Origin of the sequence: Mesorhizobium sp. M1423, from assembly GCF_040317575.1 — a bacterium.
In the GTDB taxonomy this organism is placed as follows: domain Bacteria; phylum Pseudomonadota; class Alphaproteobacteria; order Rhizobiales; family Rhizobiaceae; genus Mesorhizobium.
The window spans coordinates 1-21583 of record NZ_JAMYKU010000005.1 but is presented as its reverse complement, the minus strand read 5'-3'; the positions used below and the strand labels follow the sequence as shown (position 1 = coordinate 21583).

Sequence of the window (21583 nt, the reverse complement as noted above, 5' to 3'; positions counted from 1 at the left end):
GCTACGCATACGACCGTCCATCTGGGACAGGCAACGGACGTTTTTAACCGCGCCGTGTTCAAGAAATCGTGAGATCAGGCAAAATCCAGCGCTCCTCCTGGCACTCCAAAGCGGATCATCCGCGCTCGGGAAACATCGCCTTCAGGCCTTCGCGCGAGGCCGTGGCGACGCCGCGTTCGGTGATCAAGCCGGTGACCAGCCGCGCCGGCGTCACGTCGAAGGCGGGGTTGGCCGCCGGCGTGGCTTCCGGCGACACGCGGACCTGGGCAATCTCGCCGGAAGCGGTCTTGCCCCAGACCAGCGAGACCTCGTCGGGCGAACGCTGCTCGATCGGGATTTCGGCCAACCCGTCCCCCACCGTCCAGTCGATCGTCGGCGACGGCAGCGCGACATAGAACGGCACGTCGTTGTCGGCGGCGGCCAGTGCCTTGAGATAGGTACCGATCTTGTTGCAGACATCGCCGTCGGCGGTGGTCCTGTCGGTGCCGACGACGACCATGTCGACCTGGCCGCGCTGCATCAGATGGCCGCCGGCATTGTCGACGATCAGCGTGTGCGGCACGCCGTGGCCGGCCATCTCCCAGGCGGTCAATTGGGCGCCCTGGTTGCGCGGTCGCGTTTCGTCGACATAGACGTGGACTGGAATGCCGGCTTCCGTCGCCAGATAGATCGGCGCGGTGGCGGTGCCGTAGTCGACGGTGGCCAGCCAGCCGGCGTTGCAGTGGGTCAGGATATTGACCGGTTCGCCCGGCTGCTTGCGCGCCGCGATCGTCTTGATGATTTCGAGCCCATGGGCGCCGATGGCGCGGTTGAGGCCGACATCCTCGTCGGCGATCTCGCCGGCACGCCGATAGGCGGCTGCGGCACGTTCTGCCAGGGGAAGCGCCAGCAGGAAGCGCTGCATTTCATTCAGCGCCCACCGCAAATTGATCGCCGTCGGGCGCGTTTCGTGCAGGGTTGCCCAGACGGCGTCGAGCGCCGCATCCGACGGATCGTCGGCCATCTGCATGGCGACGCCATAAGCGGCGGTGACGCCGATCAGCGGCGCCCCGCGCACCCACATGTCGCGGATTGCCGTGGCGATGCCGGCGACGGTATCGATCTTTTCGATGCGGAAATCATGCGGCAGCCAGCGCTGGTCGATGATCTCCACCGAACGCCCGTCGTCACTCGGCCAGATCGTGCGGTAGTGGCGGTCACCGACGTTCAAATCCTGCTCTCCCGTTCGATCAGCGCGGCCAACTGGTTGACCTCGTCGATGCTGTGGATCTGGCGCCGGTTGACGGCGAGGTGACGGCCGAATTTCAGCGCCTTTGCCTCACATCTGGCGCGCAGATCCTGATCGGCAATGGTCTCGAAATCGGCATTGTGGGCAAGTCCGAGAATTCGCCGGTGAACCTCGACGCCGGCAAAGCCGAGCAGATCGGTCCAGATCGAATGCAGCATGTGGTCGAGCGCCTGCTCGGCGCCAAGCCTGTCGCCCTGATCCTCGAACAGGCTCTTCTGGTAGAGCATGCCGTCACGCTCGGTTCGCCACAGATGCGAGAACTCGGCGCGGAATGCCGACCATGTATCGACCGTGACGTCGAGCAGATAGGCGCGCATGGCGTCGCGCTTGCCATTCTGCTCATGGCCGCGCTGCGAGAAGAACGCCATCCAGAAATTGGCGAGCAGCATGCCGACATCGAAGGCGATCGGGCCGTAGAAGGCGAATTCGGGGTCGATCATCCGTGTTTCGGTGTCGGTGACCATGATCGAGCCGGAATGCAGGTCGCCATGCAGCAGCGTCTCGGCATTGGCGGCGAAGAGGTGCTTCATCCGCTGCGCCTCGACCTTGAGGTCGCGGTCGGCGCGCAGTTCGGCGACAATGCCATCGAGCTGCGGGCTGGTGTGCCGGTTCATCTTAGCATCGAAATACGGGTCCGAGAAAACCAGGTTCTCGGTGATGTCACAGAGTTCGACATTGTCGGCGAACAGCGCCAGATCGGCCTTGCGGTCCTTGGTCGCCATGCTGAGGTCGGAGCCGCGAAACAGCGTGCGGGCCATGAACAGGCCGATGTCTTTCGCGATGTTGGGCAGTTGCCGGCCCTCGATCAGCGCCCGCCGCAGGATAATGTGCGGCGACAGATATTCCATGATGATCAGCGCCTGGCCTTCGTCGAAGTGATAGATATCAGGCACGGAATCCGGCGCCCGCGCCTGTTGCCGCGTCAGCGCATGATATTCGAAGAAGGAGCGCTTCAACGGCAGCGGCCAGCTGTCGCCGACCAGCCGGACGTAGGGCAGGGCCTGCTTGACCACGGCCGCACCCTCAGCACCCTCGACAATGAACACCAGGTTCAGATTGCCGTCGCCGACTTCACGAACCTTCCAGCGGCTCGTATCCTTGCCGATCTGCGAACACAGGGCCCCGTTGGCACGGAGACGACCCGCCAGTGTCTCGACCGACAGTGCTTCGAACGGCGATTTTCCAATCATCCTCACCTCCCGCTTATGTGCTCCGATGATAGCGGAGCCATGGCGGTCGGGCCAAGCTAGGAAGCCTGCTGGCAATTGTCAATCGTGTTGACAATTGCCGATATAGCCCATAGCGTCACGGTCAGGGAGGAACGAATGGGCAATGATGCCGTGTTCCGCGTCGACGGCCTGAGGAAATCCTTTGGCCATATCGAGGTGCTTGGCGGCGTCTCGCTCGAATTGCATGCCGGCGAAGTGACCGTGCTGATGGGCGCCAACGGCGCCGGCAAATCCACCCTCGTCAAGATCATCAGCGGCGTCTACGACCATGGCGGCGGCTCAATGTCGCTTGCCGGTCAGGACTTCGCGCCGAAAACGCCGGCCGAGGCGATCCGCGCCGGCGTCGTCACCGTCCATCAGAACATCAATGACGGTGTCGTCGCCGACCTCGACGTCGCCACCAACCTCACCCTCGACAGGTTGAGCGGCAGCGGCGTGCCGACGCTATTCAAGCCGGGCCGGGTGCGCCGTGAGGCCAAGGCGGTTGCCAACCGCATGGGGCTGGCCATCGACCTCAAGGCCCGCATCAGCCATCTCTCGCTGGCCGATCGTCAGATGGTGGCGATCGCCCGCGCCATGGCGCACCGGCCGAAAGTGCTGATCCTCGACGAGCCGACCTCCTCGCTGTCCAGTGCCGAAGCCGACCGGCTGTTCGCATTGCTCGACCGGCTTCGCCAGCAAGGCGTAGCCATTCTCTACATTTCGCACCGTATGTCTGACATCAGACGGCTTGCCGACCGCATCATTTCGATGCGCGATGGGGTCATCTCAGGCATCTTCGACAGGAAGCCGCTGGATTTTGAAGGTGCGGTCAACGCCATGCTCGGCCGCAAGATCCAACTCGAGCGGATCGTCGCCAGGAATTCGGCCAAAGCAATTTTTACTGCCGACGGTTTGCGGATTGCCGAAGGCGCCAGGCCGATTTCGCTGACGCTCGGCGACGGCGAGGTCGTCGCCATCACCGGCCTCGTCGGCGTCGGCAAGACCGCGCTGGCCGAGACGCTGTTCGGTTTGCGCCAGCCGCTGTCCGGGACCATGGTGCTGAACGGGAAACCCTATGCTCCGGCGTCGACCGGCGAAGCGATTGCCGCCGGCGTGTTTCTCGTCGCCAAGGACCGGGGCGAGAACGGCATCGTCGGCGGCTTCAACATCCAGGAAAATATCAGCCTGCCGTTCCACAGGCGCATGTCGCGTCTCGGCGTCCTCAAGCGCCGCATCGAACGCGCCATTGCCCGCCGGCAGATCCAGGAACTCGGCATCGTCTGCCGCTCGGAGAAGGACGAGATGTCGTCGCTTTCGGGCGGCAATCAGCAGAAGGTGATGGTCGCCCGCTGGATGTCGCAGACCGCAAGGCTTTTCATCCTCGACGAGCCGTTTCAGGGCGTCGACATTTCGGCTAGGCGCGATATCGCTGCCAAGCTGCGGGCCAGCGCCAGCGGCCGCGCGACGCTGCTGTTCGTCACCGAACTGGACGAAGCCCTGGAGACGGCCGATCGCATTCTGGTGATGTCGGAGCAGACGATCGTCGGCGAGCACCGCAACACCGATGTCGATCTCGAGCGGCTGCTGGCCGAAGTGGCGGGCGGGCCGTTGCACAGCGCAGCCTGACGGCAGGAAGACGATGAGAATTGGAATGGAGAGGGCATGAGTTCAGGTTGGGTAAAGACAGTGCCAGCGTGCGGGAGCGCTGAATGATCCTGCGCGACCGTGCCATCCGGTATGGCTTCATCGTCCTGTTGTTCGGTCTGATCGCCTATTTCGCCATTGCCGCCGATGGCTTCGTGTCGCCGCAAAGCGCCGTCTTCATCTTCCAGTCGGTCGCCATCACCGGCGTTCTGGCGCTCGGCGTCACCGCCACGCTGGTCGTCGGCGGCTTCGACTTGTCGATCGGCTCGGTCGCCACCAGCGCCATGATGGCGGCTGCCTACGTCATGGTGGTGCTGGAGCAGAATGCCGTCGTGGCGGTCGTCGCCTGTCTTGTGATCGGCGCCGTTGTCGGCCTCATCAATGGCTGGCTGATCGTCTATATGCGGGTGCCGGACCTTTTGGCGACGCTCGGCATGATGTTCCTGCTCGTCGGCCTGCAGCGCATCCCTACCGAGGGCCGTTCGATCGCCACCGGCATGACCATGCCCGACGGCTCGGTCGCCAACGGCAGCTTCGGCGCCGCGTTCCTGGCGCTTGGCCGCCATCGCTTCGATTTCTTCATCCCGAACCTCATTCCGGTGTCGGTCGTCGTCCTGCTCGTGCTGGCGGTGCTGATCTGGTTCTTTCTCGAATACACCCGTTTCGGCCGCATGATGTACGCCGTCGGTAGCAACGAGCGCGCTGCCGAACTCGCCGGCGCGCCTGTCAAGGCATACAAAATCTGGGCCTACGTTATTTCTGGGGTTTTTGCCTCGATCGGCGGCATTTTGCTCGCCGCCCGGCTTGGACGCGGCGACATCGCCTCGGGTAATAATCTGTTGCTCGACGCGGTGGCTGCGGCACTCATCGGTTACGCGGTTCTCGGCACCGCCAAACCGAACGCCTTCGGCACGGCCGTCGGCGCGGTGTTTGTCGGCGTGCTGCTGCAGGGCCTGACGATGATGAACGCGCCTTACTACACGCAGGATTTCGTCAAGGGCGTGGTTCTCGTGGTCGCCCTTGTCTTCACCTTCGCCCTGTCCGGCAGGGGCAGGAGATAGGGTTCGACCGGGTCACATTTTGGGTTCAACAAGTGGAGGAAACGACGTGAACATCACAAGAAGACTTTTGGGGAAAGCAGCGCTCGGGCTTGCCGGCGCAACATTGCTGATGCAGTTGCCGGCAATTGCGCAGGACAGGCCGGCGCCGTTCGACAAGCCGGGTGCCGTCAAGATCGCGCTGGTCCGCTATCTCTCGACCGGCGACTTCTTCCAGGCCTATCTCTCCGGCGTTGAGGCGCAGGCCAAGGCGCTCGGCGTCGACCTGCGCGTGCTCGACAGCCGTCAGGACGCGGCGCTTCAGGCGGACATGGTCGACCAGGCCATCGCGCTCGGCGTCCAGGGCATCATCATCCAGCACGGATTGACGGAATCGATGAAGGACGCCGCCCAGCGTGCCGTCGATGCCGGCATCAAGGTCGTCGCCTTCGACGTCAATGTCGAAAACCCCAAGATCCCGCAGATCGAACAGTCCGACCGCGACCTCGCGCGCCTGGCGCTCGAACAGGCGGTCAAAGACAATGGCGAGAGCTGGAAGGCCGGCTATGTCTATGTCGCCGGCATCGCCCCGCTCGATCGCCGCAACGAGACCTGGGTCGAATTCAAGAAGAAATATTCGGGCATCAACGAAGCCGCCATGTTCGGCACGCTCGACAATCCGATCGCCAATTCGGTTGCCAACCAGGCTCGCTCGGTGTTGTCGGCTCATCCCGACATCAAGGTGATGTTCGCGCCCTATGACGAATTCGCCAAGGGCGTAAAGATCGCCGTCGACGAGGCCGGGCTGAACAAGGATATCAAGATCTATTCGGCCGACATCTCGACCTCCGACATCGCCGCGATGCGCGAGCCCGACAGCGCCTGGGCGGCAACCGCCGCCACCAACCCGGCCGTCGTCGGCCAGGTCTCGGTGCGTGCGCTGGCGCAGCTCTTGGCCGGCGAAGATCCCGGCCACAACGTCATCGTGCCACCGACGCTGATCACCCAGAAGGACCTGCTCGACAAGGACATCAAGAACATGGAAGACCTCTCGGCCAAGCTGCCGCAGTTCGCCCATGCCGATGTCGCCATGCCGGCCTGGATGCCGAACCCGAACGCGAAGTAACTTTCGGCACGAGCAAAACAATAGCCGCCTGCAGCAGCTTGCTGCAGGCGGCTTTTTTGTCGAAGATGTCTGGCGCGCCGGACTGCCGAATTTCAATTGTCGCAGTCTCCGATTTGCAGGCCGATTGGACGGTTGAACCCAGGATTCGACGGGTACATGGAGGCGCATGCGGTAAGAGAGGAAAGTCCGACCGGTGTCGTCGCCGGAACATTTTTTCGACGCTCGCAGGCCACCACGGGCGTTGTGGTGTTGGGTGGATCGAGTGGTCGTGTTGATGTCGGGCGCGCGCGGCTTTTTACAGATGCCGGTACGTCGGCCTTGGCGTTGCAGTGGTTTGGCGGCGAGGGCCAGATTCCGGGAATATGTGAAATTCCCCTGGAAACGTTCTTTGCAGCAACAGACTATCTCATTGAAACAGGGTGCCGTCGCATCGTTTATGTCGGCACATCCAAAGGTGCCGAGGCCTCATTGCTTGCCGCGGTCCATGACCAGCGAATCAACGCGGTGGTCGCGATCAGCCCGTCATCGGTAGTTTGGGGGAATATCGGTGCGGGCCGGGATGGTGCCAGTTGGCCTGAACGATCCTCATGGTCGCTCAACGGTATCGCGCTGCCGTTTGTGCCGGCAGATCCAGATTGGACACGAGAGTATGTGGATGGCCTGGTATCTTACAGGGGGCTTTTCGAATGCTGTTTGAAAACCTTCAAGAGCGAAGCGAATGCGGCGACCATCCCCGTTGAGACCATATCGGCCGAGCTTCTGCTTGTCGCCGGTGGCAACGATGCGCTGTGGCCTTCCCTATCGTTCGCCCGAGATATTATTAGGCGGCGCGGCGAAGCAGGTAAGGTCACTCATCTCATTTCGTCGCCGGATGCGGGACACCGCATTCTGTTGCCAGGCGAGAGCACACCACGCTCGACATTGCACGCACATGGAGGCAATGACGAGGCCGATTCAAAGCTGGGCAGAAAGGCTTGGGAAGGCATCCGAGGCCTGCTGTAGTAGCAGTTCGAGAATGCCTTCCATGGCCGTGTCGCAAAATTCCGAGTTGCGTGCCTGTCTCGGCCGGTTCCGCCTACCGCAGCGCCGCCGCGATGTTGCCGCCGTCGACCGTCGTCACATCGGCTGTGGTCCGATCGGCCAGCGCTTGATGCAGAAAGGCCTGGGCGACGTCTTCGGCCGTCACTTCCTGCCCGAGCAGGTTGCCGGACATGTACTCCTTCTCCGATACGCCGCGCGCGCCCGAGCGGCTGGCGATCATGGCGTCGGTCAACAGCCCCGAACGGATGCGGTCGGCGTTGACGGCATTGGAGCGGATGCCTTGCGCGCCGTAGTCGAGCGCATATTGCCTGGACAGGAACAGCGTTGCCGCCTTCGGGATGCCGTAAGCGCCGAACTTCGGTCCCGGATTGATCGCCTGCTTGGAGGTATTGAACAACAGCACGCCGCCGGTGCCCTGTTCGAGCATGATGCGCACGGCATTCTGCGCCGCCGACTGGTGGGCGAAGAAATTGAGTTCGAAACTTTTGCGCAAAGTGGCGTCGTCGAGCTCGCCGATCCGGCCCTCCCAGGCTGCGCCCGCATTGGAGACGAGAATGTCGAGGCCGCCGAAGACGGCGACGGCTTTGTCGAACGCAGCGCGCATCTGCTCCGGATCGGTGATGTCGGCGCCAATGCCGATCGAACCGTTACCGGCTTTTTTGGCGGCCTCGGCAGCTCTTGACCCGTCGACATCGACGACCACCGCATGGGCACCGTTGTCGGCGAATAGCTTTGCCGTGGCAGCACCGATCGCGCCGGCGCCGCCGGTGACCAGTACCACCTGGCCGGTCAGCGGCTTCGGCTTGTTGGCGGCGAGTTTGGCCTGTTCCAGCGACCAGTATTCGAGCGGGAACAGATCGGCTTTGGAGAGCGGGCGGAAATCGCCGACGGCTTCGGCGCCGCGTACCGCCTCGATCCACATTTCGCCGACGTCGGAGGCGATCTTCGCGTCCTTGAGCGTGCGGCCGTGGCCGAACATGCCGAGGCCGGGCACCAGCGTCAGCCGTGGCATCGTGTCGAGCATGGTGCGCTTCACGTCGTCGAGCGCATCGTTGGTTTCGAAATAGGCGCGATAGTCCTTGGCGAATTTTTCGACATGCTGGCGGATGACGGATTTGTAGTCGCCGACATTGTCCGCGTCGGGCGCCGGCAGTGCCATCGGTCCGGTCTTGATGCGGATCGACAGGTCGGGCGTCGACACGCCGCGTCCGGCATAGTCGGCAATTCTAGCCGAATTGATGAAATCGACGATCGCATCCGAGGTGCGGAAATCGCTGACCATGCGGTCGAAGCGGCCTTCGCCGCGTGCCACCGCCACCGCGCCGCGCAGCATAGGCGCAATGTCCGCGGGCTTGGCCAATCTGGCCGGCAAGGCCGCTTTTTCGGTGCGCGGCTTGCCGTGGCTGGCGATGAAATCCTCGGCGACGTTCACATAATGGATCATCCGGTCATAGGCCTGCCTGGCATCGTCGCCGAAGGTGAAAATGCCGTGCTTGTCGAGGATCAGGCCTTCGACCGTCGGGTCGGCGTCGAAAACATCGGCGGCAGCCTTCGCCAGATCGAAGCCCGGCATGATGTAAGGCACGAACCCCATTTTCTCGCCGAACACTTTTCTGCTCAGCGCCTCGCTGTCCTCCTGGTCGACGATGGCCAGGATTGCGGTCGAATGCGTGTGGTCAACGAATTTGTGCGGCAGGAAGGCGTGCAGCAGCGTCTCGACCGAAGGGTTGGGCGAGGACGGATCGATCAGGTTCGCCCGCTGCAGCGCGACCATGTCCTCGTCGGAGAGCTTCTTGAGCGACCGCGCCTTCAACAGCGCGCCGAGCTTGACCGCCGGCAGGCCCTGCGGCTCGATGACGCCCATGTCCCAGCCGCTGCCCTTGACGCAGAGCACGTCCCATTCGTCGCCGACAAGATCGGTGGCCTTGGTCTTGCACGAGGTGTTGCCGCCGCCATGCAGGACGAGCCGCGGCTCGCCGCCCAGCAGCCTGGTCGTATAGACGCGCAGCGCCAGGTCGCGGGCCACACCCTTCTTTGCATAGTCGGCGACCAGCTTCTCCGCGTCGCCGTCATTCCACAGGTTCTTCATGTCAGCTTCGTCCGATTTCTCTTTTGTTGTGAACAGGAATGCCGCGACGCCCTGATGACAATGCGTCGGCGACTGAAACTAGGTATCAGGCGACCTTTTCTGCTACTGCTCCGGCATGGTCGAGCAGCCGTCGCGCCATGCGCACGCCGACGACGAGATGGGTGCAGAGCCCGCCGGCGATCGCCGCGACGAGCGGTTCGAACTTGCTCTCTTCCTGCACCACCACAAGGCGCTTTTCGATCTGGCGCAGCGATGACAGCTCTGCCGAAATCAGCCGGCGGTTGTAGCTGCAGTCGAGCGCCTGGCCTTCGGTATCGATGATCTGCCCGGCAATGACGCCGGCTGCACCCGCCTTGCGCAATGCAGCCATTTCGCTTGGCGTCAGCGCGCCGCATTTGACCAGATGGCTGTCGGTATCCACCGAGCCAACCGAGTATAGCGCCAGGTCGCAGTCACCGATACCCGACAACTGCTCGCGGATCACCGGTTCGGCGCGCAGGCCGCGTGCCAGTTCTTCCGTCGTCAGCACCAGCGGCGCGTAAAAATTCAGCCCCTTGGCATTGAGCCGGCGCGCGATTTCCATGGTGCATTGGTCCGGCCGGTACGAATAGGGTGCTCCCAGATTGCCGCAGAGCTGCACCACCGTCACGTCCTGCAGGTCGGCATAGGACATGATGTCGGCGATCGTGTAGATGGTCCGCCCCCAGGCGACGCCGATACGGTCGCCCTTCCTGACCAACTCAAGAAAGACGCTTGCCGCCAGCACCGCGATGTCGGTCGACGGATCGGCGACATAGCCGTTTTCCGGCGCGATCCAGACCGCGTCGAGCTTAAGCGCGTCTTCCAGCTTGCGTGCCAGCACGTCGTCGGTGAAAAGCTGGGTCGAGGTCGAGATGTTGACGATGCCGGTCTCGCGCGCCTTGCGCAGATACATCGCCACCGAGGCACGGGAAATCTTGAGCTGGCTGGCCACCTGGTCCTGGCGCAGGCCGTGTGCATAGTAAAGCCAGGCGGCCTTATGGATGAGCTGTTCTGCCGGTCGGATCGCCATGCCATCTCCTTGCTGACATTATTCACGGCTCTCGACAAAAGTCAAATTGGGCGCGGGCAGGTAATGCTCTTGCGCCCGTCGAATCGAGATCGTCATTGTTGTTCCAAATGCGGTCTGTCGTGGCATCGTTGGTGGTGACGGGCCGGAAGCCGGTAGCTAAAGTTCTCGACGAACACATTGCGGAGGACGGGATGGGCAATCCCTACGAACAGGATCTCGACAGGAACCCGGCCAACCACCAGCCGCTGAGCCCGCTGACCTATTTTGAGCGGGCGGCAAAAACGTTTCCCGACCAGACCGCCATCATCCATGGCCGCCAGCGCACGACCTATCGCGATTTCTGGAAGCGCTCGCTGAGGCTTGCCTCGGCGCTGGCGAAGCGCGGCATCGGCAGGGGCGACACCGTTACCGTCATGCTGTCCAACACGCCGCCGATGCTGGAAGCGCATTTCGGCGTGCCGATGACCAAGGCGGTGCTGCATTCGCTCAACACCCGCCTCGACGCCGCAGTCATTGCCTTCCAGCTCGACCATGCCGAAACCAAGGTGCTGATCGTCGACCGCGAATTCGCCGGCGTGGTTCGACAAGTGCTGACGCTGGCCAAGGTCAAGCCGCTGGTGATCGACTACGACGATCCCGATTACGCCGCCGACGCGCCCTATGCCAAGGGCCTGCGGATCGGCACGCTCGACTACGAGGCGTTTGTCGCCGGCGGCGACGAGGATTTCGCCTGGTCGATGCCGGACGACGAATGGGACGCCATATCGCTCAACTACACCTCCGGCACCACAGGCAATCCGAAGGGCGTCGTCTGCCACCATCGGGGCGCGGCACTGATGGCCTATGCCAACACCATCCATGCCGGGATGGGCAAACACCCGGTCTATCTGTGGACGTTGCCGATGTTCCACTGCAACGGCTGGTGCTTTCCCTGGACGCTTGCCGTACAGGCCGGCACCCATGTCTGCCTGCGCTGGGTGCGGCCGAAGCCGATCTATGACGCCATCGCCGATCACGGCGTCACCCATCTCTGCGGTGCGCCGATCGTCATGTCGGTGCTGATCAACGCCAGGGACGAGGACAAGCGGCAGTTTCCGCAGACCGTCACCTTCAACACCGCCGCGGCGCCGCCGCCTGAGGCGGTGCTGTCGGGCATGGCCGATGCGGGTTTTGCCGTCACCCATCTCTACGGCCTGACCGAAACCTACGGCCCGGCCGTCGTCAACGAATGGCATGGCGAGTGGGACCGGCTTGCGAAGGGGGCGAGGGCGGCGAAGAAGGCCAGGCAAGGCGTGCGCTATGCCGCGCTCGAAGGTCTGACCGTGATGGACCCGCAGACGATGCAAGAGATGCCGGCCGACGGTGAGACGATCGGCGAGGTGATGTTCCGCGGCAACATCGTCATGAAAGGCTATCTCAAGAACCGCAAGGCGAGCGACGAGGCCTTTGCCGGCGGCTGGTTCCATTCGGGCGACCTCGGCGTCATGCATCCGGACGGCTACATCCAACTCAAGGACCGTTCCAAGGACATCATCATCTCCGGCGGCGAGAATATTTCCTCGATCGAGGTCGAGGAGGCGCTCTACAAGCACCCCGCCGTTGCTTCCTGTGGCGTTGTCGCCCGATCCGACGACAAATGGGGCGAGGTGCCGGTCGCCTATGTCGAGCTGAAGCCGGGCAAGGCGGCAACCGAGGCCGAAATCATCGAGCACTGCCGCGCGCTGCTCGCCCGCTTCAAGGTGCCGAAAGCGGTGATCTTTGCAGAAATCCCCAAGACTTCGACGGGCAAGATCCAGAAGTTCCGGCTGCGGGAGATGGCGAAGCAGCCTTAGCGCCTGACCCAAAAACGGAACCGATTTCGGGAGGCATCATTTCAAAATCCTGTGCGTTCAAAAAGACGCGCGGTGTTGCAGGCGTGCCCGGCGGGAACCACATGCGCTTCATGGGCCAACTCCGTCCAGAGATGTCACCATCTGTCATCAGTGGCGTCAGCTGGCCGAAATCATGTCTTGACAGGTGATGGTTTTCAATTTACGAGTGACGAAATTCTAAATTCGTCAGTCGTAAATTTTGGCCAACGAGATGCTTGAAACCTTAGACACCACCGCCGATTCCGCCCGCCAGGAAAATGTCACGCGCATCCTGGATTGCGCGGAGCGATTGTTCCGCCACTACGGCTACGGCAAGACCAACGTCGCCGACATAGCGCGCGAACTCGGCATGTCGCCCGCCAACATCTATCGCTTCTTCGCCTCCAAGGTGGAAATTCACCAGGCGGTTTGCGGCCGTATGCTCGCCACCTGCTACCGGTTGACCTACGAAGCCTGCCATGGTCCCGGCACCGCCAGCGAGAAGCTCCGCCGCTATGTGCATACGCACTATCAGTGGACGCTCGAGACCATGATCGACCAGGAGAAAGTGCACGAGATGGTCATCGTCGCCATCGAACGCGATTGGCATGTCATCGAAAAGCACATCGACAGCATCCACGAATTGGTCGCGGAAGTGATCCGCGAGGGCATCGCCACCGGCGAGTTCGTCGATCAGGATCCGGTGATCGCGTCCAGGTGTTTCGGCGCTGCTATTATCAGCCTCTGTCATCCGCAGATGATGGCCCAATGCCTCGCCAAGAAGAACCGGGCGACGCCGGACGAGCTTACCGAGTTTGCCATCAGAGCCTTGAAGAAATGACCGTTGCCGCCCGTCGGGCGGTGATGTCGGCAATTCATCCCCACAGTTCGGGAGTACGAAAAGTGTCTTTGTCCAAGTCCATCACCTACAGGCTACCGGCCGCCGGCCTGGCACTGATTGTCGTTGCCGCTCTCGGCCTCGCCGGCTGCTCGCAGGAGAAAGCCGAGGTCAAGGAGATCATCCGCCCGGTCAAGGTGGTCGAGATCGCCAAGGCGAGCGATACCCGTCAGCTCTCCTATTCCGGATCGGTGCGCGCCCGCACCGAGATGAATCTCGGCTTTCGCATCAACGGCAAGATCACCGAGCGCCTTGTCGACATCGGTGACCGCGTCAAGCCCGGCGACGTTCTCGCCCGCATCGATCCCACCGACTACGAGCTTTCGGTGAGAAGCGCTCAGGCCAGCCTCGATGCCGCCGACCGTCAGGTCGAGACAGTCGAGCTTACGCGCAAGCGCGCCGAACAGCTCTACGCCAAGAATTTCGCACCGAAGTCGCAGCTCGAGCAGGCGACGCTCAGTTACAATCAGGCGGTCGCCACGCGCGACTCCGCCCGCTCGCAGCTTGCCCAGGCACAGAACCAGGTCCGCTATACCGATCTCAAGGCGGACAAGAATGGCATCGTCACCGCCGTTGCCGCCGATGTCGGCCAGGTGGTCGGCTCAGGCACGCCGGTGGTGACCGTTGCCATCGACGGCGAGAAGGAAGTCCTGATCGCTGTTCCCGAAACCGATATCGCCGAGTTCAAGCCGGGCAAGACCGTCAAGGCGGGTTTCTGGTCCGATGAGGCGCTGACGCTCGAAGGCAAGGTCCGCGAAGTCGCCGGCAGCGCCGATCCGCAGTCGCGCACCTTTGCCGTTCGCGTCAGCCTGCCCAACGATCCGAACGTGCTGCTTGGCATGACGGCCTCCATCGAAGCCGCGGCGGGCAACCGGCAGCAGCTGGTGTCGATCCCGCTGAGCGCATTGGCACAAAAGGACAGCCAATCGATCGTCTGGACCGTCGACCGCAGTGGCGGTACCGTTCATGCGCATCCGGTCAAGGTCGCCGCCTTCACGCCTGACGGCGTCAGTGTCGCCGACGGGCTGAAGCCGGGCGATGTGGTCGTCGCTGCCGGCACGCAGTTCATGACCGAGAATCTGAAAGTCAAGCTTACCGGTGATGCAGCACAACAGTCGGCCTCGGCCGATGATGACGCCGCAAGGCGCTTGCGCTGACGGCCAGGCAATTCACGGTTTCCGGGCGGCAGGCGCCCCCGATTTTCGAGATCTCAGGTCGATGTAACCCCCACATCGATCCTCGTGTCCCACCGCGATGTAGATCTCTCAACTCGGAAAGCCTCGCCGCTCGGAAGCCCACATCGGAAGTTCCTTGGGCATGCGAAAGCGCGTGCTCTGTTGATCAAATTGAAACGGACTGACGCCGATGACCACCGACACCACTGAAAAGCGGTCTTTCAATCTTTCGCGCTGGGCAATCGGCCATCCGAGCATTGCCCGCTTCCTGTTCGGGCTTATCATCGTCGCCGGTGCGCTCGGCCTGATGCGCATGGGCCAGAAGGAAGATCCCGATTTCACCTTCCGCGTCATGGTCGTCCAGGCGATCTGGCCGGGCTCCTCGATCAAGGAGATGGAGGACCAGGTCGTCAACAAGATCGAGCGCAAGCTGCAGGAAACGCCGCATCTCGATTTCGTCCGCTCCTACACCCGCGCCGGCAGCGCCATCATCACCTTGCAGGTCAAGGGCGACACCAGTCCCGCGCAGGTCGCGGATGCGTTCTATCAGGTGCGCAAGAAGGTCGGCGATATCTCGAATGAACTGCCGCAGGGCTTGCTCGGGCCCTACTTCAACGACGAATTCGGCGACACATTCATCACCCTGCATTCGATCAGCGGCGATGGCTACAGCTATCCCGAGCTGAAGAAATTCGCCATCCAGGCACGCGACATGCTGCTGACGACGCCCGGCGTCGAGAAAGCCGTGATCATCGGCGACCAGCCGGAAAAGCTCTACATCGACGTTTCGTCCAAGGTGCTTGCCGAACGCGGCCTGACGCTGACCGACCTGCAGAATGCGATCAGGGGCCAGAACAATGTCGACCCGGCAGGTTCGGTCGACACCGGCCAGCGTTCGGTGCGCATCTCGGTCGAAGGCGACGTGGCCAGGGCGGCCGACATTCGCGAGCTTCGGCTGCGGGCCGGCAACCAGGTGACGCGCCTCGGCGACATCGCCACCGTGACCTCCGGCCTCGAGGACCCTTATCAGCGCAAATACCGCTTCAACGGCCATGACAGCGTCCAGCTCGGCGTCGTCATGGCCAAGGGCTTCAACGTCACCGACGTCGGCAAGGACGTCGAAGCGACCTACAAGCGCTTCGAGGAGGCGCTGCCCTATGGCGTGTCGGTGGACCAGGTCTCCGACCAGCCGGAAGTCGTCAAGGATGCGGTGGCCGAGTTCATGGAAGCGCTCGGTGAAGCGCTGCTGATCGTGCTTGTCGTCTCGTTCCTGTCGATCGGCTGGCGTTCGGGTCTGGTGATCGCGATCGTCATTCCGCTGGTCCTGGCCGCCACCTTCGCCATCATGTACGAGCTCGGCATCGACCTGCAGCGCATCTCGCTCGGCGCGCTGATCATCGCCCTTGGCCTCTTGGTCGACGACGCGATGATCGTCGTCGAAATGATGGAGCGAAAGCTCGAGGAAGGCTTGGTCAAGGTCGAGGCGGCGAGCTTCGCCTATTCCTCGACCGCCTTCCCGATGCTGACCGGCACGCTGATCACCACGGCCGGCTTCATCCCCGTCGGTTTCGCCGCCTCGACGGCTGGCGAATATGTGCGCACCCTGTTCTACGTCGTCGGTATCGCGCTGGTCGTGTCCTGGTTCGCGGCGGTCTATTTCACGCCATGGCTCGGCCACATGATCCTGAAGCAGCGCAAGCACGCCGGCAGCCATCACGATGTCTTCGACACGGGCTTCTACCGTCGCCTTCGCTCGACCGTGACCTGGGCCGTGCGCCATCGCATCATCGTGCTGGTGATGACGATGATGACCTTTGCCACCAGCCTGTGGGCGTTCCAGTTCATCCCGCAGAATTTCTTCCCGCAATCGTCGCGCCCGGAAATCCTTGTCGACCTCTGGCTGCCGGAAGGCACCAGCATCAAGGAAGTCGAGACACAGGCCAAGGCGCTCGAAGCCAGGATGATGGACGACAAGGACAAGCGCTTCATCGCCACCTATATCGGCGAAGGCGCGCCGCGTTTCTTCCTGCCGCTCGACCAGCAGCTTCGCAATCCGAATTTCGCCCAGCTTCTGGTGATGGCCAATGACGAACCGGCCCGCGAGCGGCTGATTGTCAAGCTGCGCACCATCCTGGCCGAGGATTTCCCGTCGATCCGCGCCAAGGTCGACCGCCTGTTCCTTGGTCCGCCGACCGGCTGGCCGGTGCAGATGCGCGTCATGGGTCCGGATCGCCAGGAGGTGCGCCGCATCGCCGACGAGGTGAAGGCGAAGTTCCAGGCAAATCCGCTGCTCGGCGCCATCCACGACGACTGGCTGGAGCCGGTGCCGGCGATGAAGCTGGTGATCGACCAGGATCGCGCCCGTGCGCTCGGCGTCACCTCGCAGCGCATCCGCCAGATGCTGCAGGCGACCATGTCGGGAGCGCCGCTCGATGACTTCCGCGACGGCGAGGAGACGGTTTCGATCGTCGCCCGCGAACCGGAGGCAAGCCGTCACCTGCTGTCGGCGGTCGATTCCGTCTATATCCCGACGGATTTCGGTGGCTCCGTGCCGCTGTCGCAGGTCGCCAAGATCGTCCCGGTGCTGGAGCAAGGCGTCGAATGGCGGCGCGACCGCCTGCCGACCATCAGCGTACGCGCCACACTTCCGGATGGCGTGCAGCCGAACGATGTCGCCATGAAAATGTACAGCGACATGCAGGGCCTGCGCGCCGGCCTCGCCCCCGGCTACAAGATCGAGATCCAGGGCGGCGCCGAGGATGCGGCCGAAAGCCAGGCCTCGATTGCGGCGAAAGCTCCAGTTATGCTGGCGGTCATCGTCGTGCTGCTGATGATCCAGCTGCAGCATTTCGGCAAGGCGATGCTGGTGCTGGCGACCGGTCCGCTCGGCATCATCGGTGCGGCCGCGGCACTTTTGATCAGCGGTGCGCCGTTCGGCTTCGTCGCCATCCTCGGTGTCATCGCCCTGCTCGGCATCATCATGCGAAACTCGATCATCCTGGTCGACCAGATCGACCAGGACATCGCAGCCGGCGTGGAGCGCTCCGAAGCCATCATCGGCTCGGCGGTTCGCCGGTTCCGGCCGATCGTGCTGACGGCGCTGACCGCGGTGCTGGCGCTGATCCCGATCTCGCGCGGCGTCTTCTGGGGGCCGCTCGCCTATGCCATGATGGGCGGCATCCTGGTCGCCACGGTGCTGACCATCCTTGTCCTGCCGGCAGCCTACGCGCTGTTTTTCGGCCGGGAGCCCAAGAAGGTGGTGGAGCAGCCGGCCGAGACGGACGAAAAGAACGAAAGGCCGCAACTGGCCCTGGCGGCCGAATAGAGCTGTTGGCAAATGTGACCTCCGGCGGTTTAATCCGCCCACCAGGCGTAGGCGCCGGAGGAGGACCGTCATGACCATGGCTCAGACAAAGGCACCGCTGCGGCTGCCGATCGACGGACGCCATCGCCAGATGTTCATCGGCGGTGGCTGGGTCGATGCCCGCTCCGGCCGGACCATGGAGAGCCGCAATCCTGCCACCGGCGCGGTCATCGCCACGGTGCCGCGCTGCGACCGCCAGGACATCGACTTGGCGGTGACTGCCGCCCGAAAGGCGTTCGAGGGACCGTGGAGCCGGTTCAAGCCTTATGAGCGGCAGGTACTGCTGCTGAGGATCGCCGACCTCTTCGAAAAGCACTGGGAAGAGATCAGCCGCTCCGACACCACCGACATGGGCATGCCGATCATGCGCACCCGCGCCAACCGCAACCGCGTCGTCGGCATGCTGCGCTATTATGCCGGCATGGCGACGGCACTGCACGGCGAGACCATCGAGAACTCGCTGCCCGGCGAAATCGTCTCCTTCACCCGCAAGGAGCCGGTCGGCGTCGTCGGCGCCATCATTCCCTGGAATGCGCCGACCGCCGCGTCGATCTGGAAGATCGGCCCGGCGCTGGCGACCGGCTGCACCATCGTGCTGAAACCATCGGAAGAGGCGCCGCTGACGCCACTGCTGATCGCCGACATCATGAACGAGGCCGGCGTCCCGGAAGGCGTCGTCAACATCGTCACCGGCACCGGTACAGAGGCGGGCGCGGCACTTGCCGAGCATATGAGTGTCGACAAGATCGTCTTCACCGGCTCGACGGCGACCGGCCAGTCGATCGTGCGCGCCTCGGCCGGCAACCTCAAGCGCGTCTCGCTGGAGCTCGGCGGCAAGTCGCCGGTCATCGTCTGCGCCGATGCCGATCTCGACAAAGCGGTGCCGGTCGCCGCGATGTCGGTCTTCGCCAATTCCGGCCAGATCTGCATCGCCGGTTCGCGCCTTTTCGTCGAACGCGCCATCCATGACGAGTTCGTCGAGCGGCTGGCGACATACGCCAAGGGTCTCAGGATCGGCGACGGCATCGACCCGGCGACCGAGATCGGCCCGCTCGTCTCCGAAAAGCAACTGCAACGGGTCACCGGTTACCTCGAGGCCGGCACTGCGGAAGGGGCGAAGCTCGTCACCGGCGGCGAACGGCTCACGGAAGGCGCGCTCGCCGCCGGCAATTTCGTCGCGCCGACCATCTTTGCCGGTGTCTCGGACGACATGAAGATCGCCCGCGAGGAGATCTTCGGGCCGGTGATCTCGGCATTGCCGTTCGACACGCTGGACGAGGCGGTCGAGCGGGCCAACAACACGCCCTATGGCCTGGCGGCAGGGGTTTTCACCCAAAATCTCGCCACCGCCCACCAGCTGTCGCGAAAGATCCGCGCCGGCTCGGTCTGGGTCAACACCTACCACGCGATCGATCCGGCCGTGCCGTTCGGCGGCTACAAGATGAGCGGTTACGGCCGCGAGGGCGGCGCCGAGCACCTCGACGAATACCTCAACACCAAGGGCGTGTTCATCAAGATCGACTGAGCCTGGCGCCGAGCCTGAAACGAAAAACCCGCCAGCGCGGCGGGTCTCGGCGCGAATCAGCACCATAGCCACATTAGTAGCATAGCTGCCGGCACAAAGCAAGAACAAAATGCAGAGATCGAGCGCGCCTCGCGCGCCCGATCCGTAGACCGGTTCATCGTTTCGCGGAAACGCCGAACCGCTCTATCTTTTTGTTTTGACGCAAATCCGGACAGAAAACCGTTTCACACTTTTCCTGGAATTGCTCTCAAGGCAAGCCTCAGATGACGAACAGCCAGTTGGCGAGCAGCATCACCGCGACGCCAGCGACCAGCGTCAGGTAGGGCAGCATGCCCGCCTTGCGTACCGCGAGGTCCGACGAGCTCATGCCGAGATCGGCCAGCATGTGGTCGGGGAACTTGCCTTTGTCCTGGATGTAGTGCCGGAAGCAGAACACCGGGATGATCAAGGCGGCCGTGATCAGCCCGGCCCATAATGCCATCGGGTTCCAGACCTTGGCGCCGGCGCCCATGAAGACCGCGTTGACATAGGCAAAGATCGCGCCGAGGCCGAGCAGCCAGCTCGGCGCCTTCCATGGCCGCGCGATATGGCCATTGTCGATGCGGTGGATCCAGCCGGCATTGAGGTTGAGGAAGTTGAAGATGATGTAGCCGCAATTCGACACGGCGAGGATGAAGAAGAAGCTCGTTGCATCGGCCGAGGCGATGGCCAGCACGATCAGGTTGAAGATCAGGTCGGTCCACATCGCCCGCGTCGGCGCGCCGTGCTCGTTGACATGGCTGAGATAGCGCGGCAGCCAACCATCGACCGAACCCTGGTAGAGCGTGCGCGAGGAGCCGGCCATCGCCGTCATGATGCAGAGCACCAGCGCCAGGATCATCAGCATCACCAGCAGGCTGTGGATCAGCTGTCCGCCGCCGACCATGCCGGCCAGCGCATCGGCAACGCCGGAGCCGTCGACGATCGGCGTCGCCAGCATGCCGTTCAAGCCGAGCACGCCCTGGAAGGTGAACGGCACCAGGATGAACAGCAGCATGCACAGAAGGCCGGAATAGAAGATCGCCTTGAAGGTATCGGTGCCCGGGTTCTTGAACTCGGAGGTGTAGCAGACGGCGGTCTCGAAACCGTAGGTCGACCATGCCGCGATGAACATGCCGCCGAGAACGAGCGTCCAGCCTGCGATGTTCCACGCGCCGGGCTCCGGCGCGTAGGCTGCCGCGAGCGGGACCAGCGGCGAAAAGTTTGCCCAGTCGATCTGGCCGGTGACGATCGGCACCACGCCGACGATCAGCATCGGGATGATGACGAGCAGGCCGATATATTTCTGCACGTTGGCGGTGCCAAGGATGCCGCGATGCTGGATGGAGAAGATGATCAGCATCAGCACCGCGCCGATGAAGAAGGTGGCATTGAAGGTGAAGGAAACCGGGCCAAGCGTATGACCGTAAAGCGTCCAGTTGCGGATCGCCGGCGTCGCCGCAGTGGTGACCGCGGTGATGGCGTCGGCGGCGCTGGTTCCGGCATGGGCCGCGATATAGGCGGCGACTTCCGGCGAAGTGTCGGTGAACAGCGGCACCGGCGCCAGCGCATTGAGGATATAGGCGGCGGCGATCGAGCAGCCGAGCGACAGCACCGGCGACCAGGCGAACCAGTTGCACCACACCGAAAGCGGCGCGATGAATTTCGAATAGCGCAGCCACGCGGTGGCGCCATAGATCGAGGCGCCGCCGGACTTGTTCGGGAACAGGCCGGCGATTTCCGCATAGGTGAAGGATTGCAGGAAGCCCATGATCATGGATGCGGTCCAGATCAGGAAGGCCAGCGTTCCGGTGGTGCCGGCAATGCCGCCGATCGAAAACAGGACAAGGGCCGGAACGCCGCTTGCCACCCAAAAGGCGCCGCGCCAATCGATGTTCCGGTGCAGCTGCCCTTCGGCAGGCGGCACCAAGGTGGTGACTATCGTGCTCATTTACGTGGATTCCCCATTTTTGATGTTCCCCATCGGCAACAGCCGCAATCTCGCGAGGCGTCATCGACGCTCACGTTGAACTGCCCAGGCGTTTTCCGCTCAGTAGTATTTTATTCTTAGCAGTGAAGATTGACCCAACGCGCTTTCACGTCAAGCGGTTTGTGACGCTGTGCACATTGCGCTTGTGAAACAGTCGAGCTTCGTTGGCGCTGCCAACGGGTGCGGTCTTTCCTTCTCCCCTTGTGGACCTGTTGCGCAGTCATGAGCAAAAGCTTGCGGCGGCGGGGTTGCGGCGGTTGTTCGCTTGTTTGCGGG

Annotated in this window: 14 protein-coding genes; 9 read left to right on the top strand and 5 right to left on the bottom strand. The window is 63.0% G+C overall.

The genetic code is table 11. The annotated features are described in order from the left end of the window. Window positions 1–115 precede the first annotated feature (115 nt). Window positions 116–1210, bottom strand: coding sequence for an S-methyl-5-thioribose-1-phosphate isomerase (mtnA, locus tag NKG95_RS08165; protein ID WP_023716743.1), 1095 nt, complete (start codon window positions 1208–1210; stop codon window positions 116–118). Continuing rightward, on the bottom strand, window positions 1207–2478 hold the full coding sequence (gene mtnK / locus NKG95_RS08160; RefSeq protein WP_353040398.1) for an S-methyl-5-thioribose kinase: 1272 nt from the start codon (window positions 2476–2478) through the stop codon (window positions 1207–1209). The genes mtnA and mtnK overlap by 4 nt, the downstream gene beginning before the upstream one ends. 135 nt (window positions 2479–2613) lie before the next feature. Between mtnK and NKG95_RS08155 the strand changes: the two genes are divergently transcribed. From NKG95_RS08155 to NKG95_RS08140, 4 genes are all read left to right on the top strand, one after another. Beyond that, window positions 2614–4125, top strand: a complete 1512-nt coding sequence (locus NKG95_RS08155) for a sugar ABC transporter ATP-binding protein (RefSeq protein WP_352590244.1) — start codon at window positions 2614–2616, stop codon at window positions 4123–4125. Window positions 4126–4208: 83 nt separating this feature from the next. Further along, a complete protein-coding gene (locus tag NKG95_RS08150) occupies window positions 4209–5204 on the top strand; it encodes an ABC transporter permease (protein ID WP_353040397.1) in 996 nt (331 codons plus the stop codon). 46 nt (window positions 5205–5250) lie between these two features. Further along, on the top strand, window positions 5251–6306 hold the full coding sequence (locus NKG95_RS08145) for a substrate-binding domain-containing protein (RefSeq protein ID WP_023716747.1): 1056 nt from the start codon (window positions 5251–5253) through the stop codon (window positions 6304–6306). 156 nt (window positions 6307–6462) lie between these two features. After that, complete coding sequence (locus tag NKG95_RS08140; RefSeq protein ID WP_352909365.1) at window positions 6463–7308, top strand: acyl-CoA thioester hydrolase/BAAT C-terminal domain-containing protein; 846 nt, start codon at window positions 6463–6465, stop codon at window positions 7306–7308. Window positions 7309–7381: 73 nt separating this feature from the next. Here the strand turns inward: NKG95_RS08140 and NKG95_RS08135 are convergent, their stop codons facing one another. Both NKG95_RS08135 and NKG95_RS08130 read right to left on the bottom strand, forming a co-directional pair. Beyond that, complete coding sequence (locus NKG95_RS08135) at window positions 7382–9436, bottom strand: bifunctional aldolase/short-chain dehydrogenase (protein WP_352884681.1); 2055 nt, start codon at window positions 9434–9436, stop codon at window positions 7382–7384. Window positions 9437–9521: 85 nt separating this feature from the next. Next, window positions 9522–10487: a sugar-binding transcriptional regulator gene (locus NKG95_RS08130; protein WP_352814383.1), complete on the bottom strand. Its 966-nt coding sequence runs from the start codon at window positions 10485–10487 to the stop codon at window positions 9522–9524. A 191-nt stretch (window positions 10488–10678) separates the two neighbouring features. Here NKG95_RS08130 and NKG95_RS08125 point away from each other — a divergent pair, with 191 nt between their 5' ends. The 5 genes from NKG95_RS08125 (at window position 10679) to NKG95_RS08105 (ending at window position 19299) form a co-directional block, all read left to right on the top strand. Further along, window positions 10679–12319 carry an acyl-CoA synthetase gene (locus NKG95_RS08125; protein WP_353040396.1) on the top strand — a complete coding sequence of 547 codons (1641 nt, stop codon included), beginning with the start codon at window positions 10679–10681 and terminating at the stop codon, window positions 12317–12319. 250 nt (window positions 12320–12569) lie between these two features. Further along, the gene (locus NKG95_RS08120) at window positions 12570–13178 is read left to right on the top strand and encodes a TetR/AcrR family transcriptional regulator (protein WP_353040395.1); all 609 of its coding nucleotides are present in this window, start codon (window positions 12570–12572) and stop codon (window positions 13176–13178) included. Window positions 13179–13240: 62 nt separating this feature from the next. Next, entirely contained in the window at window positions 13241–14392 is a 1152-nt protein-coding gene (locus tag NKG95_RS08115) for an efflux RND transporter periplasmic adaptor subunit (RefSeq protein WP_023716753.1), read from the top strand. A 208-nt stretch (window positions 14393–14600) separates the two neighbouring features. Next, window positions 14601–17735 (top strand): efflux RND transporter permease subunit, encoded by a 3135-nt coding sequence (locus NKG95_RS08110; protein WP_353040394.1) that lies wholly within the window; start codon window positions 14601–14603, stop codon window positions 17733–17735. Window positions 17736–17805: 70 nt separating this feature from the next. After that, window positions 17806–19299 (top strand): aldehyde dehydrogenase family protein, encoded by a 1494-nt coding sequence (locus NKG95_RS08105; RefSeq protein WP_353040393.1) that lies wholly within the window; start codon window positions 17806–17808, stop codon window positions 19297–19299. 259 nt (window positions 19300–19558) lie between these two features. On the opposite strand, the gene NKG95_RS08100 is transcribed toward NKG95_RS08105, so the two are convergent. After that, window positions 19559–21268 (bottom strand): trimethylamine N-oxide permease, encoded by a 1710-nt coding sequence (locus NKG95_RS08100; protein ID WP_353040392.1) that lies wholly within the window; start codon window positions 21266–21268, stop codon window positions 19559–19561. Window positions 21269–21583: the final 315 nt, after the last annotated feature.